The organism is Cyclobacterium lianum (assembly GCF_900143075.1).
GTDB classification, from domain to species: domain Bacteria; phylum Bacteroidota; class Bacteroidia; order Cytophagales; family Cyclobacteriaceae; genus Cyclobacterium; species Cyclobacterium lianum.
This window is the reverse complement of the sequence record NZ_FRCY01000003.1, coordinates 204,310-222,665: the sequence shown is the minus strand read 5'-3', so window position 1 is coordinate 222,665 and position 18,356 is coordinate 204,310. Positions and strand designations below refer to the sequence as shown.

The following is an 18,356-nucleotide window of genomic DNA, read 5'->3' as shown; positions in this document are numbered from 1 at the left end:
AATCCAGGAAGTACTGAAACTAATTTAAAAAGCAAAAATATAAGCATGTCCCAAAAACCTATGAAAATATTAGTAGTTGGCTGTGGCAATATGGGTGCCTCCCATGCTCTGGCATACCACCAACTTGATGGATACGAAATCGCTGGCCTGGTGTCAGGCGGAAAATCAAAGGAAGTTTTGAATGAAAAGCTGGGGGGCGGCTACGCCCTTTACGATGATTATTACGCGGCCATGGAAGCGACAAATCCCGATGCTGTAAGTATTTCCACCTATCCCGATACCCATGAAACCTTTGCCATAGATGCCTTGGAGAGGGGATGTCATGTATTTGTGGAAAAACCGCTGGCAGATACCGTGGAGGGGGCCAGGAGAGTAGTCAATGCAGCCAAAAAAAACAATCGAAAACTGGTGGTAGGCTATATTTTGCGGCACCATCCATCATGGGAAAAATTCATCGAGATGAGCCAGAAATTGGGTAAACCCCTGGTCATGCGTATGAATTTAAACCAACAGAGCGAAGACAAGATGTGGACCCTGCACCGAAATCTTATGAAAAGCCTGAGCCCAATCGTAGATTGCGGTGTTCATTATATTGATGTGATGTGTCAAATGACGCGGTCGAAACCGGTACAGGTATATGCTATCGGTGCCAGGTTGACGGAAGAAATACCAACAGGAAACTATAATTATGGTAATTTGCAGATTCGTTTTGAAGACGGTTCTGTAGGATGGTATGAGGCTGGCTGGGGCCCTATGGTCAGCGAAACGGCTTTTTTTATCAAGGATGTCTTCGGACCAAGAGGGTCGGTGTCTATTGTCGCCAAAGAAGCCGGTGGCAGTGGAAAATCTGATAGCATTGAAGCCCATACCAAAACAGAGTCTTTGCTGTATCACCGTGCCGATCTGGACAAGAATGAAAAATTTGCCCATGAGGATGAATGGATAGATCTAACGGATGAACCGGACCACAACGCCCTGTGCAAACGTGAACAGGAATATTTTCTGAAATCTGTTCATGAGGATATTGATCTCACCAATCATATGGAAGATGCCGTGAACAGCCTCAGGATCGCTTTTGCCTGTGATGAGTCGGTTAGAACCGGCAAGGTGGTGACCTTATAAGTGCTCCAATGCGATTTGGTCCTATTTTTCTTTTTTCTTCTTATCCACATTAAGTATGTCAAAAGCGTTTGATCCGGGTAATTTTCAGGTAGGTATTGTTGGTCTTGGTTTGATGGGCAGTAGCATCGCCGCCTGTATGCTGATAGCAGGGCATCCCGTCGTTGGCGTGGAACTATTGCCGGAGGCGTTGCAGTCAGGTGCTGAGAGGGTAAAAAACCACCTGAAGCTTGCAGCCGAAAAGGGCTTGATAAAGATGGAAGCCAAAGATTACCTGAAGCACTTTACCACCGCTGGAGATTTAAAAAGTCTGAAAGACTGCCAGTTGGTGATAGAGTCTGTCAAAGAAGATAAAAACCTGAAAGCCGAGGTATTCCGGCAATTGGATGGTATCTTAGACAAGGAAGCATTTATCACTACCAACACTTCAGCGATTCCGATCAGTGTATTGCAACAGCATGTAAGTAATCCAGGTAGATTTTTTGGTTTACATTGGATGGAACCTGCCTATACGACCCGTTTTTTGGAGCTGATTTGTGGTGAAAAAAGTGACCTCAATAAGGCAAGGTTTTTATATGATTTAGGTGAACTGTGGCAGAAGGAAACGGTTTTGGTCAAAAAAGATCTTCCAGGATTTATCGCCAACCGGCTGATGTATGCCATGTATCGGGAGGCCATGCACCTTGTGGATGGGGAGTATGCTTCAGTAGAGGACGTCGATAAGGCATGCAGAAATGTAGCCGGGTATTTTTTACCCATGATGGGAGTTTTTCGCTGGATGGATTTTACCGGAATTGGCAGTTACAGGGAGGTGATGAAGGACTTGTTTCCCACACTGAATAATGATACCAGCCCAGGCAGGGTTATCAATGATATTGTTGATGCGGGAGGCAGAGGAATATTCAACGGTCATGGGTTTTATGAATACAGCCCCGAAGAAAGAGAAATTTGGCAGGAGCTCTACAATGAGTTTTCCTATGAAATCAGGGAACTTACGCTCAAGTACCCTGCTGACATCATCCAGCAGAAACTGGCGGCTAAAAGAGCGGCTCGATCCGGTGATTCGCTGGATGCTGCACAGGAGGGTACCAATGATCAATGAAGGGCGGGCTTGATGGGCAGGTTCTGGATTACCCTGCCTTCAAAATCCATCATTTCATGTAACCGATCGTAGACGGTTTTTTCATCAAAATATTCCAGAGACAGTTCTACATATATATTTCCGTGCTTGGCTTCGGAAGTCCAGAGATTTTTGTAGAATTTTTTCAATTCCACATCATTCTGGGCTTCTGAGATCATCCGAAATCTTTCGCATCCCCTGCATTCTACTATTGAACCCAATAGCATACGGGAAAGAAATCTGCTTTCCGGAGTTCCCCCGTGCGTCAGTGGCATCAATTGACGGATGTAGGGGTCCTCTTTCATTTCTTTGTTGAGGTTTACTTTTCTTTGTTGCATCAGTTCAAATACCTGCTGAAAATGCTCCAGTTCCTCTATGGCGGTTTCGATCATATCGGGTATGATTTTCTCCCGATCGGGGTATTTTGCGATCAGGGAGGTCGCCATGGCAGAGGCCTTTCTTTCACAATCGGCATGATCCTGAAGGAATGCATCAAAATCTGCCATTACAGCGTCCAACCATTCTCCGGAAGAGGAGACCGTAAGGTCAATGGAATATTTCATGATTTAATAATTGTCTTTAAGTTGCGACATGCCCGCCCGCATGACACCAGTTGGACGGGGAATCTCGCATGTTGAATGATCATTCCTATATGTGTCGCTTGAGACATGCTCGATTTCATCTGTTTATCATTTCTTCTTTAATGCTCCTGCCGCAGAAAAGGTACAAGCTACGAATCTCACATGGTATAGATCCCCATAGCTGCTGTACTTGACCTCATACCTGCCTGGCTGAGACAGACTCACATGCATTTCGAAATACTTTTTTTTTCGCTTTACCCCTGATTCCGGAAACCATCGGTTTTTGTTATATACCATGCCCTACCGTACTCTATCTTGCTTTGTAGTCAGGAAAGATTGATTTCACTATGGGCAAATCAGAATTTTTGAAAGCAAAGAAAACAAAAGTAATATTTCTTTTCGACTTTTGAAGTTTAATGCACTTTGCCCCTTTTAATTCGACTCATGAAGCAGATTGTCGCAACCTATATCAGACGTTTTCAGGTGATGCCTCCCCAGATAATACAGCCTCCGGAGAAAGACCTGTCGATGATTGTGGTGATACCGGCCTACAAGGAACCAGATATTACAAAAACGCTGGCTGCGCTATACCAATGTGAAGTACCTCCTGGATCGGTAGAAATTATCGTAGTGATCAACGCACCAGAAAATGCCGATCCTGCAGTCATAAAAATAAACCACAAGACGGTCGAGCAAATTGACAACTGGCAAATAACTCATGGCTGTAGTTGGATCCGGCTTTTCTACCTTCTTGCGGAGGGGCTTGATGCCAAGAAAGCCGGTGCAGGATGGGCCAGAAAAATTGGCATGGACGAGGCCCTGATCCGCTGGAATCTGATCGGAAGGGATGGGCCAATATTATGTTTGGATGCTGATTGTGAAGTTTCACCGGATTATTTTACAGTTGCCGGTACAGGATTTAATGATCCGAACCTTCAATTGGCCCATTTTCACTTCGAACACCGCTATGAAGAGGAACGGGACCTGTCGTTGAGGAGTGGAATCATACAGTATGAATTGCACCTGCGCTGTTACATCCAGGGACTTAAGTGGGCCGGATATCCCTTCGCCAGACACACCGTGGGTTCATGCATGGCTGTCCGGGCGACGACCTATGCCAGGTCGGGAGGGATGAACAGAAGAAAGGCGGGAGAGGATTTTTACTTCATGCACAAATTACTTCCGGTAAGCAATTTCATCTATCTACCGGCCAGGGTTTACCCTTCCTGCAGGATATCCGACCGGGTGCCTTTCGGGACCGGGAGGGCCCAACTGGAATTTACGGCGCGAATAAATTCGGAAAAGCTCACCTATGATCCCCGAATTTATCAATGTCTGAAATCTTTTTTCAATCAGGTGCCTCAGCTTTACGACGCTGGTCCCCATTCAGGTGGCTTATCCGTCGTCCTCTCAGATGTTTTGCAAGAAATAAACTTTGACCAACGGATATTGGAATTGAGAAAACAATCAAGCTCCGAAGAAAATTTCATTAAAAGATTCTGGCAATGGATGGATGGGTTCATGGTTTTGAAGTTGACCCATTATTTACGCGATAGGCATTTCACTTCTATTCCGGTCCTAAAGGCTGCTCCAGAGCTATTGCGACTATTTGGAGAAACATCCCTAACAAAAGATCTACCTGACTTGCTGGATGTCTTCAGGGATTTGGACCAGGCCTAGTTTTCCACCGGATATACTGCAAAGCAAATCTGCTGATTTTGCTCAAGGTTGATCTCAAGGCCTTCTAGCAATTCAGCTCCCGTATACATCTGTCTGGTTTCCCTGGTAAAAAAAGTGACCTGGTATTTTTTATCTGCAGATATTGTAAACCACTCCGGAAATTGGTTGATCCTGGGATAATCCAGCGGCAACCGGAAAACCTTCTGATGCCTGTCCACATCGAAATGAATTTTTCCCTTCCAGGGTGTTTCGCTGATCAGGGTTGTGAGAACACCGTTTTCTTTGGGGATAGCGCCCAGGTACAAATCCTTGTTCCAGGGGCTCGCTGTGATGCCCTGACTTTTCCAAAGACAATACATCAGCGTAGTTCTGGCAAAATTGCCATCGCCATGCCAACCTTCGATGATGCCTTTTCCCCGGTATGCTTCAGTACCACTTCTGTGCGCAGAATCCTGAAGCGACCACATGTGCTGCATCTGGCTGTCAATCCAATCCGCTGTTTTGGTGGCTTTCTCCCGATTATACAAATTGAGGGCAGATTCTATGGCATCTGCATATCCGTCTGCACTTCCTCGTTCCCAATCGAAATAGGAATACTGGTCCAGGTTTTCCAAAGCTTTCAAGACAGCATTTCTGTAGGCTTCGTGCTGATCCAGCATGTATACGCCATAATAGGCATTGTAAGTATATCCCCAGGTATCGGCGATACCTTCATCCAGTATTTCTCCGGTTTGTGGGTTGATCTGGTTGTAAAATAAACCATCATCGTTTGTACCCACTTCCAAAATTCTATCCAACATGCGGTAGATGGCTGGTTGGTACACAGCTTTTTTGTCTTCATCCGCAAAAGCGGTCATGATGTACAGTTCGCACAAGCCGGACACAATCTCACAACCGTGGTCTCTCAGTCGCAACACTTCAAAATCATCGGTAGGATGATGGTTATCGAGCAAATAATAATCGCCCAGGCGCAAGGCCCAATTCAGGTACTTTTCTTCCCCAGTCATCCAGTAAATTCTGGAAAGAACCTGCAACAGTTCTCCATTCACTTCCACATTCAAAGCGGGAATAGGGCCGAAGGGCGTATCGTAAGCTGCATGCTTCCATATATCGTCTACCAGATCAATCATCCTTGCAGACCATGCGGATGCTCCAATGTATTCGGTAAGTGGAAGCAATCCGTCTTTTACATATTCAGAAGCACCAAAAATCAGCTCGTCTCTATTTATAGCCTCCGTTTCGAATCCTTTTTTCGAAAAAGAATAGGTATCCGGAAGACGGTCTAGCCGGTTGGTCAGCCGAATTTCGTTTTCCAAAATTTTTTTCATTGGACCATGAAACAAATTGCTGTCCAATAAGGCTGATGTCAGTACCATGAATGGGTAGTTATCTGCAGCTGCATCTTTTGCATTCCAGATATCTTTACTGTCCGAGAGGTTTCTTGGTATCAGACCGGTTTGAGGATCTGCATAAGTCAGCCAGTCCCGTACAAAATTCATACTTCTGGTATAGCCTTCATGCGCCAAATAACCATTTTCCATGGCTTCGTTGATTTCCTCTTCTCTGGGGTCCTCGAATTGCTCTTTGCAGGATATCAGGCAGATAGCTATCAATACCAGGTATATCAGGTTTCTCATTGGTGTGGGTTTTTTGTTGACACGTTAACATTTACCATAAATGTCTATTGCAGGACGAGACCCTGTTCAAAATTGGCACGGATGATTTGGTGGGGAAAAGACCTGCTTACATAGTAGGTGCCCGTATAGTTCTCCTCGTAGAATTCGGCAAACAAGGGATTGGACAATCCGTTGAATTGAACGCTAAGCTTGAAAGCGGGTTCCCCCTGATAAGTCAAACTTTCCATTACCCTTACCCAGGCATGGACAAAGCCGGGCTGAATGACCAATCTTTCCTGAGTAGTTTCCTGACCCAGGTGCGTTACGAAAACGGGAGTCACATCAAAAAAGGACAGGTCTGCCTCGTAATCTTCTTTAAGCGGGAGACTGCTGATGATGCCATAGAACTGGTATATATCAAACAAATTGCTGTTTGGTATTTTTGTGCTCTGTTTTCGTTGTGTTTCATTTGATGTCGTTACTTCTATACTATCGGTGCCATACCGGATGAGGATGCTGGTACCGTGAAAATCAAAAGACCTGGAGACTGGCTTGAGGCCATCTTTTTTTAAGATCAAATCTATAGGAAGCAGCTCCAAACCTTGCGTATTCATGTCGGCGCTAAAATCCCCGGTGCCGCTGGTGAGGGCATACCTTTCAGCTTCTCTAAACCCACTGATCGTCGTTACGAGAAAGGGTTCGAAATCATCTGACATAGTAGCCTCAGTCGGAAGGTTGTTTGCCGAAAATAATTCTAAAATTGCCGTTTTTAACTGAACGGTATCGCTGGTTTCATCAAAATTTTTAAAAATTTCCATAAAACCTGCGTTGATCTGTTCTACCTGATTGAAGGTTAGTCTCTCTGAAAGTGCAGGTTGATTATCAGGGTTCTCCGGAGACAGGTATCCTATTTGTAGGTTTTGGAGGCTATCCCCCTGTTGGTCTTCTGTAAAATGTAAGTTCCAGATGGGTAAATTTTCGAATGTAAATGTAATTGATTTTGTCCACTGGCCTTGATTGGCAATTTCCGGGCTCTTCAATTTTTTAAGCTGTTCCAGGTTCGGAGCATTACCTTCGAAGGCATTGTTTGCCACAGATAGTAAGGTTGGGGCTGGTTTAGGGTCAATCAAAACTGACTCGCTGAAAAAGGTAGCAGCAGGTACCAGGTCGGCAGAATCTAAAGCATCCACATCAAAGGGTGCCAGCCGAAAAAAAGCACTCGATTCCAGAACTTTGGGATTCAGCGCATATTTGAAGATAGTCAATTTACCTGCAGGTTTTCCTTCTACCTTGTAGACAAAAAAGGCATTGCGGCTATCTGTCCCTTCATTGATAAGATAAATACCGGGTTCGCCCTTGTAATCCTTAATGAGAAACTCAAAACTCTGGTTTATGGCTGTTCCTTCTGCCGTTCCGGAGCCTTTTAAAATGTGAGAAGTGGGAATATAGCTGATTTCCCCGGAAGTGATGGGTATGGCTCCTTCCCGGGTAAAAAGTTGGCCGTCAAGATCGTTGATCAGTGGCAACGGTATTGTCTGCCGGTCTACATTCAGGTGGATAATGAGTTGTCGCCCGGAAATTTGGGGAAAGGAAATACTACCTTTTACACTTACCGTATTGTTTTCTGTCTGATATATAAAATCCTGATTTGATTCGGCAGATGAAAAATGGGCATCTTCCAATAAAGGGATACAGGGGGTAGGAAAGAAACTTTTCCTATCGATGGTACCGGTCCATTTTTCGGAAGAGTTAAGTGGTTTTTTTAATACCAGTTCGTTCCACCGGATAATCGGTGTAGAGGAATTGGTCAATATGTCCGGTAATAACATATAAATACGTTCTTTTCCTTCGGGAAAAATCCTGATATGGTGAAGGGGAATTTTTACTGTGTTTCCGGGGGAATTGATTTCCAGGTAATTGGCGTTTTCTTCAATGGAAGACAAGGATTCCGGGCAAGGCTGAGCGTTGCTACCAGCCGATACCAGAAAGAAAGATGCCAGCGCAAGCATGATTGCCAGTGAGTATCTTTGGGGCATAGCGATCTGTTTAATGAAACCAATATCCAAAACACCTTAATTTAGCATTATTTGAGCAAATAAAAAACACAATGTTCCCCTATATAAAAGCCTACAGGATGTCCTGATCCTGTTGGGAGACCTCTGCGCGGTATTATGTTGCGTCTAAAGCTGAAGGTTTCGTCCGTTTTGGGACGTTGTTCTGTGATGGAGTAGTAGCCGATTCAGGCAGTGAAAACTGTATGCGATCATTGGACGATGCTATGAACGCCACGTTCCTGTGGACAAATTTATTCTTTACTGACACTATCATTTCAGCGTTTGGAGCCCGATCAGTGCTTGAAAACGAAAGATGAGCTGAGGAAGCAGACCCCGGCAAAGCGCAGCCAGCGAAAGGCGATGGATGACTTTCTAAATAACCTAAACCAATGAATTTGAAAAAATCAGATCATCACAATTGGCGTGTACTTCAAAATGTAAGTTAAGCCGTGAAGAATGGTTATCGTCTGTTTCTCCGGATGATTTCACTTTGATCTCAAGGTTTTAGTCGATATATTGTCCAGCCACCTGTGTGATTTTTCCAGAAACGACCGACAGGCATCCCGATCTTCCCGAATGAAGCTGTTGTGGTCTAAGGACCCCAGTACCAGATCTCTTTCATCCAGGCTCTGGTAAACCATGTTTCGGAATTTATTGTCATAGTCCTTTTTTCTTGAAAGCAGGACCTGTTCAGACAGCCAGGACCTGAACTCGATAGCAGAAAAGAGCATTTTTTCCAGCAGCTCTTCGCTTACCTCTTTTGATCCCTGGTCCTTCATCAATAATCGAAATGCATGAACGGTTTTGGAGCTTGCATAATCATCTCCCAAATGCTTGTATTGCTTATGGAGCTTGGACCAACTGCTGATCCTGCCTTTTTTTATTGATGATATGATCGCTTCAAGATCCGCTTCCTGGATCATTTGGCCTCCCACATTGCTCCAGGACGCTAAATCAGTATTTTTATTGCCGATCATGGCATGTATATCTTCAGGTTTTAGCGGGGCGGCTTCATCCAGGTTTTCCAGTATACAATGAATAGGATAATATAGGAGCAGTTGCTTGTATATCCGATAAGCTTCCATAACCTTAACGACACGGACTTTACGAGAGCTGTTTTCCCAGCCCTCAGCAAAAATATCCAATCTCTGTAAAATTGGATCCTTAGTTTCAAGCAATTCCTTTCCCTTATTCCGGGTCAATTCAACATTTGGAGTTTGATCCTGCGGGAATTGCCGGAAAAAGGCAAGGCCGCAGAGTTTTTCCAGTATGTAAATCGCTTCGAGTACTTCACTCATGCTGTCAGGACCCAGAAAATGAAATTCCAAATGCTGTGTTTTTTCAATCCGCTTATCCCGGTCTTTGTATTTCCATGCATTTCGGGCCAGAGCATACATGTTGTACTGAAACCAGTACGCAGGCATTACCCGCAATTCGTTGCGGTGGACATCATTGCTTATCAGCGCAAAGGGCAATGGGATATCTAATTCTGCCGGATAGTCTCCTTTTGTCACCAGCGCAAAGGTAGCAAAGCGGGAATTGTGCTTCAGGCTGACACAGAGCCCCGGCCAAAATCCTCTACCCGCAACAAGCTCACCATCTGCGCCTCGCGAATTGTGGTTCGAACCCACGGTTGCCCCTGCCGCCATGTTGCTTTGGCCTTGCAGCAAGGCTGCGCAGAGAAAGGAATTATTGTGGTGCTGCTCATGGGCCGGAAAGATCAGGGAGTTCAATACTTCGCAACAGGAAATGGTGGCATTGGAGCCAAGATAGCTGTTGATGAGCCTTGCTCCATATTTTAGTTGGGAATGAGAAGCCATCAGAAATCGGACTGCTTTTACCCCGTAAAAGATGGTGCACCCTTCACTGACAATACCATTAACCATTTCACATCCTTCACCTATCTGTGTACTTGCCTCGGGTGTTGAATGTATGGTCAGGTTTTTTAATTTATTTGCTCCTTTGATATAGGCATCCGAGCCAATCCATACGTCTTTGATGATCAATGAATTTTTTATGATACATCGGTCTCCCACTTTACCATAATACCCTCTTTTGTGGTCGAATGCCTTCTGGGTGAATGCCAGGAACTGACTTTGCAGCGCTTCATCTGCCCGGTACCTGGACCAAAGCCAGGCATCGCCGGGCAACATTCCGCTGAAAGGGGCTACCTTGCGTCCTCCATTTTCATTGCACAGCTCCAGCCAGATCCTGACCTCCTCTGGTTCTCCTTCTTTGACTATACCGTTTCCAAATTTTGCATGACTGGTGGTAGCCATCTCGTTGACATTTACCAGAACCACCTCATTGCCCAGAATATAATGTGAGAGATAGTGCACGTTGTCTATCACCACATTGTCACCGATGTCGCAACTGATAATGGTGCTGTTGTATATGCCTACAGGCATTCGCAGGTTGTGGTATTCCAGAAAGCAGGGTTCCAATTTGCCAATTCGCACCAGACCGAAGAATTTGCAATTTTTCACCAGGTCGGGATTAAAGGCATCGGCTACAAGTATCTTGTTCCAGTCGTCGGATTGGTTGTTGTTTCTGACTAGCAGTTCGATTTCCCTGGCGTTTAGATTCCGGTAATCGGTTTCAGTCCTGTTTTGCTTGTTCCTGAGATAATATTCATCTTTCCCTTTGGGCAGAAATTGTTGCTCAACAAACTTATAGCCCAAAGCAGATAGGGGATGGCGCGTAATTTTGTTCATGACAGTTTATCCAGAAGGGTTATTCTACAGTGACAGATTTGGCCAGGTTGCGGGGTTTGTCTACATCGAGGCCTTTGGCCAGACCGGTATAGTAGGCAAGTAGTTGCAGGGGAACAACGCTCAGCAAAGGGGCCAGAATCTCATCGGCGGCCGGGACGGCTATGGTGGCATCAGCGATTTCCTCAAAGACCGAATCCTGCTCACTGATCACTGCCAGGACACTGCCCTTGCGTGCTTTGATTTCCTGTGCATTGCTCACCAGTTTTTCATGATAACCATCTTTGGTAGCTACAAATACGATGGGAAGTCCCTCCTCTACCAATGCTATTGGACCATGTTTCATTTCTGCCGCAGGATACCCCTCAGCATGGATATAGCTGATTTCTTTCAGTTTCAACGCTCCTTCCAACGCAATGGGAAAGTTATATCCCCTGCCCAGAAACAGGAAATCTCGGGCATCCTTGTATCTTTCAGCGAGCAATTTGACCTGATTGGCACTTCTCAATACCTCGGTAATTTTTTCCGGAATCAGGGCGAGTTCATTGATCAGGTGCAGATAGCGTTCCTGGGAAATGGCATTTTTGGAATATCCCAATTTAATGGCAATGAGATAAAGGACCGTTAGCTGCGCTGTAAATGCTTTGGTTGAAGCCACGCCGATTTCGGGTCCTGCATGGGTGTAAGCTCCTGCATGGGCAAGCCTTGCAATGCTGGATCCTACCACATTCACCACCCCGAAAATAAATGCTCCCTGTTTCCTGGCATTTTCCAATGCCACCAGGGTATCAGCTGTTTCGCCGCTTTGTGAAATTGCGATGATCACATCACCCGGATTGATAACCGGGTTTCGGTACCTGAATTCAGAGGCGTATTCTACTTCAACCGGAATGCGGCAAAGTTCTTCGAATACATATTCTGCCAAAAGCCCTGCATGCCAGGAGGTCCCGCAGCCCACCAGGATGATCCTTTTCGCGTCCCGCAATAAATCGAGGTGTTTGTCGATTCCTCCCATACGGATACTCCCGGTCTTTGGGTCCAACCTGCCCCGGAGGCAATCAAACACTGCCGTGGGTTGCTCGAAAATTTCCTTTAGCATAAAATGGGCATATCCACCTTTCTCGATGGCTGCCAATTCCATATCTAACTTGGTGATAAACGGAGTAATACGTTCGTTTCCCGGGTTTTTAAGTACAAGTTCGTCTGGCTTCACTATCGCCATCTCGTAGTCGTTGATATAGACGACCTCCTTGGTGTACTCTATGATGGGTGAGGCATCTGAAGCCAGAAAATGCTCATTCTTTCCGATTCCAATGACCAGCGGACTGCCCTTTCTGGCGGCAATCAAGGTATCCGGATGATCCTGATCTAAAAGGATAATTACATATGCTCCTACGATTCGTTTCAGGGCAATCCTGACTGCCTCCTCAAGACTTTCTGCGTCGTTCTGATAGATGTCATCGATAAAATGCAGCAACACCTCGGTATCGGTGTCGCTTTCAAAATCATATCCTTTTCCAATCAATTCCTTTTTTATCGGCGCAAAGTTTTCTATGATCCCATTGTGGACCATGGCAAGCTTTCCTGAAGAAGAGCGGTGGGGATGAGCATTCCTGTCGGAGGGCTCTCCATGTGTGGCCCACCGGGTATGACCTATCCCGGCCTGAGCGTGTAGATTCTTTCCTACCAGGGAAGCTTCCAGTTCCGCTACCTTACCCTTTTTCTTATAAACCTCCAGTGTGTTATCCAACAGCGCCACTCCTGCACTGTCATAGCCGCGATATTCCAGCCTTTGCAGGCCTTTAAGTATGATTGGATAAGCTTCGCGGGAACCAATGTATGCTACAATACCACACATAAGAATGTCAAAAGATTATTGTATAAAAATATGAATCCATTAAATATGACGAAATTTAATAAATAAAAAATGATAATAACAAACAATAGATTTGCCCTATCGTTTCGAAAAAAGATAAAAACAGATAATAAAAAATAACATTTTTTATTATCTGTTTTAGAGTTTATTTAAAAGTTTAGCAAGTACCCTGAAATTAATCGTAAAATTAAGTCCGCCGGAAAATACTAACGCACTTCTTTTTAACATTGAATTAGGGATCTCGAAAAGAATTTAATTCCCGATTCGAAAAAAAACTACCTGTTTTTCCGAAGAAAGGGCTGCACCCAGATTTCATACAGGCGGTGCAGTTCATTTAACTCCTTTGGATATTCTGAGGAGAGGTTTCTGGACTCCGTCTCATCCATTTCCAGGTTGACAAGATAAAGTTTGTCCTCTTCGCTGAAAGTCAGCTTACCCGTCGGATCACTTGGATTACCCAATAATTTCCAGGGTCCTTTCCTGACCGCCCAGGGATGGTTTTTATTTTCAGGATTTCCGGTACCCCAATACATGATCTCATGCGGGCTGCTGCGGTTACTATTCAGCAGCAGAGGTAGCAAGCTTTTGCCATCAATGGACTCGCTGTTCTGCAAAGGGATTTGAACCAAATCGGCCAAGGTTGGCAGCCAATCCACGCTATTTGCCCAGTGGTCCCTGCTTTCATTCTGAGGTAATGCTGCAGGATAGCTGATGATAGCCGGAACCCGGATACCTCCTTCCAGCATGCTGAATTTTGCGCCATTAAAAATACCCGCATCTCCGCCTCCGAAAAATGCGCGCTCTTCGACACTGTGTCCGTGGTCTGATTGAAAAACGATAATCGTGTTGTCTAATTTACCGGTTTTTTCGAGATGAGCATATACTTCTCCAATCATATCGTCTATCGTTGATACGAATGCGGCATATTCTCTGCGAGGAGTTTCGAGATGGGCATATTCCTCCAGCCAGCGGGGGTCACCCTGGTAGGGGTAATGGGGCATATTGATTGCCCAGTACGCAAAAAACGGTTTGGAAGTGCTTTTATCTACAAACCCTTCCAATTCAGAAACCATCAGGTCTCCAAAAAATTGACCCGGATGGTATACTTCCTCCTGGTTTTGATACAGGTCATGCAGGTTGGGCCCATTCCAGTAAAAGAAATGGGAATAATTGTCTATGCAGCCCCTTTGGTGCCCAAAAAAGTAATCAAATCCCTGACCATTGGGAAGTTTTTCTGGAATGTGACCAAGATGCCACTTGCCGATCAGTGCCGTCCTGTACCCATTGTCCCTGAAGACTTCGGCCATCGTAATTTCAGACGCAGGAAGTCCGGACTTGCCTTCCGGATCCTGATGAGGAGGTGCTACGTTTCCAAAAAGCCCCGCATTGAAATTGTACTTCCCGGTCAACAGAGCCGCCCTAGATGGCGAACAAACCGGAGCACCTGCATAAAATTGGGTGAATTTTACTCCCCTTTTCGCGATATTATCCAGATGAAGGGTTTTTATGTCTGGTGAACCATAGCTTCCCAAATCCTTATATCCCTGGTCGTCGGTAAGGATGACCAATACGTTAGGTTTACGCTGCGCTTGCAGGTTGATCGTCAGTAGGCAGGAAAATATCCATACCGTGAGGAGGGGTTTCAGCATTTTAATTTCACTTTTTTAAATTAATCTTATTCAGAAGGCAATAAATGCTAAATTTACAACAAATCATTATTTAACCCGAAATCGATGCGATTTAAATCATCGGATATGACAGCGCGCAAGGGTGACTTTTAACCCCAATGAAAATATTGATTTGGAAATGGGGAAGGCTATCCAGATATACCGGGGAAGGTTCTAACTACTAAAAATCTATATATAAAGCGATGGATATAATTCGTTACTCCAACCTGAGATTGCCAATGATTAAGAAAATACTCAGTTTTACACCATTAATTTCTCTGATTTTATGTTTTTCGGTATACGCACAAGAGCCATTGGTCTGGATCAATCCCCTGGACTCCGGCAGGGAAAATATCGTCCATGGCAAAGCAGAAGCCAGCCCGGATTATTTCAGGTTGCCCGAAACCATTAGGGAAGAAGTCCGGCAGCCTGTATGGAGACTTTCCCGGCATGCGGCAGGCCTAAAACTAAAGTTCACAACCGGTGCGAAAAATATTAATGTCAGGTACAGTGTATCCGGTAGCCATGCCATGCCCCATATGCCGGCCACTGGGGTGAGCGGTGTGGATCTATACGCGAAAACAGCATCAGAACAATGGGTCTGGGTAAAGGGAAACTATTCGTTTGCAGATACCATACTGTATGATTTTATAATCAACGATGAATTTCAGGAAGTACGTCAGTATGAGTTGTACCTTCCACTGTACAATGAGGTTTCGTATTTGGAATTAGGTGTTCCCCTAGGTGCAAGCATTGAAATTTTACCAAAAGAGTCGTCAAAGCAGGCCATCGTCGTATATGGCACCTCCATTGCCCAGGGCGCTTGTGCGTCCAGGCCGGGAATGGCCTGGACTGCCATCGTTGAACGGAATGTCAACCTTCCTGTGATCAATCTGGGTTTCTCAGGGAACGGTCAACTCGAAAGGCCATTGATCGCATATATGGCAGAGATAGAAAGCAGTCTGTATATTTTGGATTGTCTACCGAATCTGGTCCGGGACACTTTTGATCAGGGAGAGGTGAAGAACAGGATCAGAGATGCGGTAAAACTGTTGAAAAGTCGAAGACCCCACACTCCCATTCTTCTTGTGGATCATGCAGGATATACAGATGAACTAATCAATACAGAGAGGAAAGAAGCGTATCAAAAGAGAAACAGCTGGTCGAGACAAACCTATCAGGAATTATTGGACGCGGGCATTCAGGGGCTTTTTTACCTGAAAAAGGACGCTATTGGCCTTGGAATGGATGCTACCGTAGATGGCACCCATCCATCAGACCTGGGAATGGATCAATATGCACGTGCCTATACTGCCAAAATCAGAGAAATTTTACCCTAGGGTTGCAGTTTTAGTATCTTTACAGCATTTTCCCGGTAAACCTTTTCCAGCACCTCGGCGGAGAGGTCAAATCCATGCATGGCCCAGTGATAGGAAGAAATATTTCTGTCATAGAAATGTTCGTCGGCAGTTTCCAGTATTCTCAGGGTAGTTTTGTACATGTCTTCGCTGGTGCCCATGTCAGTACCATAAACCAGACGATCAGCATATCGGGTATAAAATTTACTGACAGTTCGGGGAATAGAAGCTGTCTCGGCATAGCGGGCACTATTGTCGGCATACAAATTTGGATACCGCTCAAATAGCCTGCCCAGGATGCTGAGATCGTAACTTGAATTGGCGTAATGGCAGGCAATGAAAGTGGTTTCCGGATTTTCTTCTACGGCATTTTCCAGAATATTAATCATTCCCCCGTGATCTACAATTCCTTCCTGATCATCCAGTCGCCACTTAAATGCATTCATCAGCCCGTCATTACTTGCATCCATGGGGCGATACATCCAGATGGGTTCTGCTACGTGAATGCTAATGGGCATACCCAATTCCCCACATTTCCGGATGAGTGGCTTCATTCTGGGATCATCGATATGCATTCCAAAGGCTTTTGTCGGTCTGGAATAAAAGAGTCCTTTCCCTTTATCCCCCAACTCACCCACGCCTTTAGCACCGGCTGCAAAACACCTTTCCAGCTCTTTAACTGCTGCTGGTCCAAAATCTGCCTTATCATACCCGGTATAATCAAAGCCACAAAAGAGAATAAAGCGGTCTTCGTATTTTCCGTAGGCCTGCACAAGTGAATCAAAAGTATCACCCGTCGCGTAAGTAAGGATCACTGTTTTGTCGATACCGATTTTGTCCATGGTTTGTATCCATTCGTCCAATTGCTGCTCTGATTTGGCATAGGGATGGGCATGCATGTCAATGATCGGATAGGCAGCTTTTTCTACGGACGGGCCATGGCTGTTATACATTGATTCGGGTTTATAGTCTTTTAACAACAATGTATTGACACTGGTCTCTGGTTTTTCTTTTGCGGGTGCAGTTTTATCCGTCTTATCACATGAAGAAAAGGCCACGCATCCCATCATCAGTATAGCAAAACAATTGAAATTAAGCTTGGTATCTAGCAACAGTCTCATGGTATAACCGCAATTTATTGAATTTTATGTCTGGTTAAACCTCCAAAGAAAGCATTTCTCAGTTTGGGTGATGCCACAGTACTATACCCTATTCAGGCTATCTGAGAGCAGGCAAAATCTGCCAGCACAACGGATGTATGCGAATAAGAAAATTACATAAATATTTTAATTTAATATTAATACCATTCATAATATTTTCATGAAGCACTGTTTGAAGCGGTAAGATGAAACGCTATATTTGACATCCACCGGCTTTTCGGATTATAAAAAGAGGTGTCTATCTATCCTAAACATGGCTTCAAACCCAAAATTACATCAGCAAAGACTGGGCTCTCTGGATGCTTACCGGGGGATTACGATGTTTCTCCTGATCGCAGAGTCTGCATTGATATATAGGGCGCTGTTGGATCTGTTTGCTGAAGGTAGCTTTGGCCACAGTTTTTTTCTGCAGTTTACTCACCATCCCTGGAACGGCCTCCGGTTCTGGGATTTGATACAGCCCTTTTTTATGTTTATTGTAGGAGTAGCCATGCCGTTTTCTTTAAACAAACGGCTGGCTCAGGAAGAGAGCAGGAGTGGTGTGACCAGGCATATTATATGGCGTAGCCTGATCTTATTTTTGTTTGGGACCGGTTTACATTGCGTATATGCAGAGGCTTTGGTATTTGAACTCTGGAATGTATTGACCCAATTGTCTTTTACCATATTACTTACCTACTTTTTGATCAGAAAGCCACTTTCCGTCCAACTTGCTATTTCTCTTGGATTGCTGGTGCTCACCGAAATCATGTACCGGCTGTATGATCCTGCGGCACCATTTGTTAAAGGCGAGAATTTCGGATCTTTCACTGACCTCTTGTTGATGGGCAAAATCAACGGTGGGGGCTGGGTAGCGATCAATTGTGTCCCCACGGCTGCTCACACCCTCTGGGGAGCCATGTGCGGAAATATTTTACTTTCATCACGATTTAGGCCCGCTGATAAGATAAGGTATTTTGTACTGGTGGGGCTTGCGGGGCTGATGCTGGGCTATGGTCTGGACTGGACCGGTATCACTCCAGTCATTAAGAGGATCAGTACAAGCGCATTTGTTTTCGCATCCGGTGGATGGGCGATTCTGGCTCTTGCATTGTTCTTCTGGCTGATTGATGTAAAGAAAGTAAAAGGCTGGACATTCTTTTTCATCATCGTAGGCATGAACCCAATTTTCATTTACCTGTTTGCCCAGATATTGGGGCATGACTGGTTAACTGATTTTGTAAGAATTTTCAACTATGGAACCCTGGGCGTTCTGGGTTTACCGGAAAATATATTGGAACTATTCAATGCGGTATTTACTCTGGGGATCATGTGGTACTTGTGCTATTTTCTATACCAGCGGAAGATTTTTTTCAAAATTTAGATTTATTCAGTAGTAACTTGTTATTTGTATTATATTCACCATTAATAAAAA

At 44.8% G+C, this 18,356-nt stretch carries 13 protein-coding genes; 5 read left to right on the top strand and 8 right to left on the bottom strand.

Annotated elements, in window-relative coordinates; translation table 11 throughout:
- Nucleotides 1–60: 60 nt before the first annotated feature.
- Entirely contained in the window at nucleotides 61–1,122 is a 1,062-nt protein-coding gene (locus BUB19_RS05970; RefSeq protein WP_245802785.1) for a Gfo/Idh/MocA family protein, read from the top strand.
- Nucleotides 1,123–1,177: 55 nt separating this feature from the next.
- Nucleotides 1,178–2,221 (top strand): 3-hydroxyacyl-CoA dehydrogenase family protein, encoded by a 1,044-nt coding sequence (locus BUB19_RS05965; RefSeq protein WP_073093599.1) that lies wholly within the window; start codon nucleotides 1,178–1,180, stop codon nucleotides 2,219–2,221.
- Here the strand turns inward: BUB19_RS05965 and miaE are convergent.
- Both miaE and BUB19_RS05955 read right to left on the bottom strand, forming a co-directional pair.
- The gene (gene miaE / locus BUB19_RS05960) at nucleotides 2,215–2,802 is read right to left on the bottom strand and encodes a MiaE family protein (protein ID WP_073093597.1); all 588 of its coding nucleotides are present in this window, start codon (nucleotides 2,800–2,802) and stop codon (nucleotides 2,215–2,217) included. The two genes, BUB19_RS05965 and miaE, sit on opposite strands and share 7 nt — an antisense overlap.
- 126 nt (nucleotides 2,803–2,928) lie before the next feature.
- Nucleotides 2,929–3,117 (bottom strand): hypothetical protein, encoded by a 189-nt coding sequence (locus BUB19_RS05955; RefSeq protein ID WP_073093595.1) that lies wholly within the window; start codon nucleotides 3,115–3,117, stop codon nucleotides 2,929–2,931.
- A gap of 147 nt (nucleotides 3,118–3,264) precedes the next feature.
- Here BUB19_RS05955 and BUB19_RS05950 point away from each other — a divergent pair, with 147 nt between their 5' ends.
- Nucleotides 3,265–4,500 carry a glycosyltransferase family 2 protein gene (locus BUB19_RS05950; RefSeq protein WP_073093593.1) on the top strand — a complete coding sequence of 412 codons (1,236 nt, stop codon included), beginning with the start codon at nucleotides 3,265–3,267 and terminating at the stop codon, nucleotides 4,498–4,500.
- On the opposite strand, the gene BUB19_RS05945 is transcribed toward BUB19_RS05950, so the two are convergent.
- The 5 genes from BUB19_RS05945 to BUB19_RS05925 all read right to left on the bottom strand — a co-directional run bounded on the left by BUB19_RS05945 (nucleotide 4,497) and on the right by BUB19_RS05925 (nucleotide 14,406).
- A complete protein-coding gene (locus BUB19_RS05945) occupies nucleotides 4,497–6,137 on the bottom strand; it encodes a hypothetical protein (protein WP_073093591.1) in 1,641 nt (546 codons plus the stop codon). The genes BUB19_RS05950 and BUB19_RS05945 overlap by 4 nt on opposite strands.
- A gap of 44 nt (nucleotides 6,138–6,181) precedes the next feature.
- Nucleotides 6,182–8,152, bottom strand: coding sequence for a hypothetical protein (locus BUB19_RS05940; RefSeq protein WP_073093589.1), 1,971 nt, complete (start codon nucleotides 8,150–8,152; stop codon nucleotides 6,182–6,184).
- A 503-nt stretch (nucleotides 8,153–8,655) separates the two neighbouring features.
- Nucleotides 8,656–10,884 (bottom strand): DUF4954 family protein, encoded by a 2,229-nt coding sequence (locus BUB19_RS05935; protein WP_073093587.1) that lies wholly within the window; start codon nucleotides 10,882–10,884, stop codon nucleotides 8,656–8,658.
- Between the two features lie 19 nt (nucleotides 10,885–10,903).
- Complete coding sequence (glmS, locus tag BUB19_RS05930) at nucleotides 10,904–12,739, bottom strand: glutamine--fructose-6-phosphate transaminase (isomerizing) (protein WP_073093585.1); 1,836 nt, start codon at nucleotides 12,737–12,739, stop codon at nucleotides 10,904–10,906.
- Nucleotides 12,740–13,032: 293 nt separating this feature from the next.
- A complete protein-coding gene (locus tag BUB19_RS05925) occupies nucleotides 13,033–14,406 on the bottom strand; it encodes a sulfatase-like hydrolase/transferase (RefSeq protein WP_073093583.1) in 1,374 nt (457 codons plus the stop codon).
- A gap of 257 nt (nucleotides 14,407–14,663) precedes the next feature.
- On the opposite strand from BUB19_RS05925, the gene BUB19_RS05920 reads away from it, so the two are divergent.
- Nucleotides 14,664–15,764 carry an SGNH/GDSL hydrolase family protein gene (locus tag BUB19_RS05920; protein WP_073093581.1) on the top strand — a complete coding sequence of 367 codons (1,101 nt, stop codon included), beginning with the start codon at nucleotides 14,664–14,666 and terminating at the stop codon, nucleotides 15,762–15,764.
- On the opposite strand, the gene BUB19_RS05915 is transcribed toward BUB19_RS05920, so the two are convergent.
- Nucleotides 15,761–16,903 carry an amidohydrolase family protein gene (locus BUB19_RS05915; protein WP_073093579.1) on the bottom strand — a complete coding sequence of 381 codons (1,143 nt, stop codon included), beginning with the start codon at nucleotides 16,901–16,903 and terminating at the stop codon, nucleotides 15,761–15,763. The genes BUB19_RS05920 and BUB19_RS05915 overlap by 4 nt on opposite strands.
- 292 nt (nucleotides 16,904–17,195) lie before the next feature.
- Here BUB19_RS05915 and BUB19_RS05910 point away from each other — a divergent pair, with 292 nt between their 5' ends.
- Nucleotides 17,196–18,305: an acyltransferase family protein gene (locus BUB19_RS05910; protein WP_073093577.1), complete on the top strand. Its 1,110-nt coding sequence runs from the start codon at nucleotides 17,196–17,198 to the stop codon at nucleotides 18,303–18,305.
- Nucleotides 18,306–18,356 lie beyond the last annotated feature (51 nt).

What these genes read in the sequence shown, in the direction of transcription:
- BUB19_RS05970 (WP_245802785.1), top strand. Translation starts at nt 61, where the DNA reads ATGAAAATATTAGTAGTTGGCTGTGGCAATATGGGTGCCTCCCATGCT.
- BUB19_RS05965 (WP_073093599.1), top strand. Translation starts at nt 1,178, where the DNA reads ATGTCAAAAGCGTTTGATCCGGGTAATTTTCAGGTAGGTATTGTTGGT.
- miaE (WP_073093597.1), bottom strand. Translation starts at nt 2,802, where the DNA reads ATGAAATATTCCATTGACCTTACGGTCTCCTCTTCCGGAGAATGGTTG.
- BUB19_RS05955 (WP_073093595.1), bottom strand. Translation starts at nt 3,117, where the DNA reads ATGGTATATAACAAAAACCGATGGTTTCCGGAATCAGGGGTAAAGCGA.
- BUB19_RS05950 (WP_073093593.1), top strand. Translation starts at nt 3,265, where the DNA reads ATGAAGCAGATTGTCGCAACCTATATCAGACGTTTTCAGGTGATGCCT.
- BUB19_RS05945 (WP_073093591.1), bottom strand. Translation starts at nt 6,137, where the DNA reads ATGAGAAACCTGATATACCTGGTATTGATAGCTATCTGCCTGATATCC.
- BUB19_RS05940 (WP_073093589.1), bottom strand. Translation starts at nt 8,152, where the DNA reads ATGCCCCAAAGATACTCACTGGCAATCATGCTTGCGCTGGCATCTTTC.
- BUB19_RS05935 (WP_073093587.1), bottom strand. Translation starts at nt 10,884, where the DNA reads ATGAACAAAATTACGCGCCATCCCCTATCTGCTTTGGGCTATAAGTTT.
- glmS (WP_073093585.1), bottom strand. Translation starts at nt 12,739, where the DNA reads ATGTGTGGTATTGTAGCATACATTGGTTCCCGCGAAGCTTATCCAATC.
- BUB19_RS05925 (WP_073093583.1), bottom strand. Translation starts at nt 14,406, where the DNA reads ATGCTGAAACCCCTCCTCACGGTATGGATATTTTCCTGCCTACTGACG.
- BUB19_RS05920 (WP_073093581.1), top strand. Translation starts at nt 14,664, where the DNA reads ATGATTAAGAAAATACTCAGTTTTACACCATTAATTTCTCTGATTTTA.
- BUB19_RS05915 (WP_073093579.1), bottom strand. Translation starts at nt 16,903, where the DNA reads ATGAGACTGTTGCTAGATACCAAGCTTAATTTCAATTGTTTTGCTATA.
- BUB19_RS05910 (WP_073093577.1), top strand. Translation starts at nt 17,196, where the DNA reads ATGGCTTCAAACCCAAAATTACATCAGCAAAGACTGGGCTCTCTGGAT.